Source organism: Autumnicola musiva, assembly GCF_031846585.1.
Classification (GTDB): Bacteria; Bacteroidota; Bacteroidia; order Flavobacteriales; family Flavobacteriaceae; genus Autumnicola; species Autumnicola musiva.
Window position 1 is genome coordinate 1 of record NZ_JAVRHK010000044.1, and the last position, 3,060, is coordinate 3,060.

The 3,060-nt window shown below is 30.3% G+C and carries 3 protein-coding genes; all 3 read left to right on the plus strand.

The features are described from left to right. The coding region (locus tag RM539_RS19625; protein WP_311505118.1) for an abortive infection family protein at nt 1–927 on the plus strand (927 nt) is incomplete at its 5' end. 328 nt (nt 928–1,255) lie between these two features. Next, nucleotides 1,256–1,723, plus strand: a complete 468-nt coding sequence (locus tag RM539_RS19630) for a DUF423 domain-containing protein (protein WP_311505119.1) — start codon at nt 1,256–1,258, stop codon at nt 1,721–1,723. A 169-nt stretch (nt 1,724–1,892) separates the two neighbouring features. After that, the gene (locus tag RM539_RS19635) at nt 1,893–3,044 is read left to right on the plus strand and encodes a DUF3800 domain-containing protein (protein ID WP_311505120.1); all 1,152 of its coding nucleotides are present in this window, start codon (nt 1,893–1,895) and stop codon (nt 3,042–3,044) included. The last annotated feature ends 16 nt before the right edge of the window (nt 3,045–3,060 follow it).

The following is a 3,060-nucleotide window of genomic DNA, read 5'->3' on the forward strand; positions in this document are numbered from 1 at the left end:
GACAAATCCGCGTCCATTACTCCGCCAACTGGCGATAACCGGGACCGTTGTACTGCATTTAAAATTATGAAAATTAGTGAAAAAACGATAAGATTTTTAGGAAGAGCATTATGTGGTGATACTGGACTAGTTCCTTACAAGACAGGTCAGGAACTTGTAGATTTTTTCGTGACATATGGTTCTGAGGATCAATATGGAGAAGGTTTTCCTTCAAGATGGAGATATACAGAAGAAAAAATTCGAGAATTTAATGATACTAAAGAACTCAAATCCATAATAGAAGATTCAGTGGATCCTCGAGATTTCATGGAATCTCAGATTGATATTAATGAAACAATTAAGGCTTTAAACAAATTCTTAAAGTTCGATGGATATGAACTAAAGCTAATCGGAGATTTTTATAAAATAACTGATTCCAAAGGAATTTTAGTTGAGCCAGAAACAGTGAAAGGCATTAATCATGAATTTATACAAGAACAAATTCAAAAATGCAATGATAAGATTGAAAATGATGATTTTAATGGTGCAATAACAAATGCTAGAAGTTTGGCAGAAGCTGTTATGATTGAAATTATTGAAAAACATGAAGGGAAAGAAATAAAAAATGACGGGAAGATTGAAAATTTGTATAAAAAGGTAAAAAAGATTCTCAATCTTACTATTGATCCTAAAGTAATTCCGCCAACGATAATTCAAATTTTATCAGGTTTAGATTCAATTGTTGGAGGGTTAGCTGGATTAAGCAATAATTCAGGGGATCGACATGCAAATAAGTTCAGAACAAAAAAGCACCATGCAAGACTCGCCGTTAATGCTACCATGACACTTGTCGATTTTCTTTTAGAAAGCAAAGAATTTCAATCTAGCAAAGCAATTAAGAAAGAACCTCTAGTAAAAAATGCAGCCATAAAAAAACCAAGAAATTAGATCGAAATCCGTAAATTAAACGCAGTACAACATCGGTTCATCGCAAATAACGGGTTTGGTCGAAACATGTAATTTTAGAAACCAATAAGAAAATAGTTAATCCGACAAGTCCGCGTCCCTACTCCCGCAACTTGCGATAACCGTAACCGTTACAAACAAGAACGACTGAGAGTTTTAAGATTAGAAGTAAAAATGGAATCCAACAATATTAAAATTCTATTAATTACAGATTAGACATCACATATTATTTCATGTAGGAGTTAAATCTGACAGAAATAATTAATTTCACATTTAAATTAAGTGAAGCTAAAAATTTAAAAATGCTATTATGAAAACTTGGGAATTTAAAATGGAGAGTACTCCTAGCATGATAAGTGAAAAATTAAATTCTTCACTTGAGTCGTTTAATGGATTTGTGTTCAATATTAAAAATGATAAAAAGAATTCAATTTCATTTAAAATTCGCAAACGACTGCAATACGCCTGGTACATAATTTATCATAATAACGTAATCGTGAATGGTAGATTAGGTGGAACAGAAACTAAAAATGCAACGAAAGTAGAAATCACTTTCAAGCAACATTTTTTATGGAAATTAGTAATATTTACACATTTGTTTTTGGGTTTTGGTTTTATAATAGCCCTAATAGCGAATAATAATACAAATATTGCTATATATACATTTGCGGCAGTATTAATAGCAATTGGCGTATTCTTATGGAGCAAACTTCAGAAAAAGTACAATAAAAATGTTCAAGAATACAAAAATCTGATATCTGAAATTTTAGATCTTTAATGAGCATTTGGTTTTCGTTCCAGTTTGTAACAACGGTTCATCGCCAATAAGCGGCAGCGTTAGTAAGAAAATAATTAACTTGACCAACAAACCAACACCAAGCCGACAAATCCGCGTCCCTTACTCCGCCAACTGGCGATAACCGGGACCGTTGGCATTAATATTTAAGATGAGTAAAGCATATATTTATTTTGACGAGTTTGGAAATCCTTTCTTAGATACGGAAACGAAAGCCGGCACACCTTCACATTTTATTTATACAGCCGTAGTTATTGATGAAAGTAATTTAGAAAAGGCTAAAGAAATTAGACAGGAACTTTCGGATAAATTCAGACAAGGTTCTCCTATAAAGTCAGTTAAGGTTAAAATAAAAAATAGATTAAAAATGATATCAGAATTCAAAAAAATGGATTTTGGCATTTTTAGTTTAGTAGTCGATAAACGCAAAATCGACAATGAAAATCTTGAAGATAAAACTGTATTTTACAAGTTCTTCCAAAGATTATTTTTAACTCAATTTGTAGAAAGATATGACGAGTTTGAAATATATTTTGATAAAATTGGAGAAGAAAGTTTCAGACAAAGTCTGCGTAGTTATATTAATCGCAAAGTTTTTCAACCAACCCTATTTAACCCAAATAGATCATATAAAATAGCAGATGATAAATTTGAAGAACCTTTAATTCAAATTGCAGATTTCTTTTCTGGTTGTGTGGGAAAAGTGTTTTGCTTTAGCCATAAAGATTCAGATGCTGATAAAATATTTGAATTGATAAATGATAGATTATTTGTTGATTTTTATCCATTTATAACCTCAAATTATTTAGGAACTTATAGTAATGAAATAAGTGAAGATGATATAAAAATTGGAAAATTATGTGTGAAAATTGTCTTGGAATATCTTGAGAATGAAAATGCAAGTAATGAAGAAATTGAACTTCTAAAACACCTTTTATTAATTTATAAAACTGACCCAAATAGACTTTCCGAGACTTATGAGTTAGTGAACATTCTAAAAAGGGTTAATCCTCAAATTACAGTTGAGCACTTAAGAGAAATTATATCAAGACTGAGATTTAAAGGTTTAATTATAGTAAGTATCGAAGGGAAATACGGTTATAAAATACCAAATAAGAAAAATGACATAATTGGTTATTACAATAGATATTTGAAAAGTATAATTCCAATGTTAACCAAAATGAGAATATCAAATGAACAAATCAAAAAAGAGTATTTTGATATTGATATCTTTAAAGAAGGTGAGAATTTGGAACTAATACAAAGTTTTATAAATGCAATGGACTACTCAATAATAGAGTAACAAAAATACTAATGCC

Coding starts and splice junctions, on each gene's coding strand:
- RM539_RS19630 (WP_311505119.1), top strand. CDS start 1,256: ATGAAAACTTGGGAATTTAAAATGGAGAGTACTCCTAGCATGATAAGT.
- RM539_RS19635 (WP_311505120.1), top strand. CDS start 1,893: ATGAGTAAAGCATATATTTATTTTGACGAGTTTGGAAATCCTTTCTTA.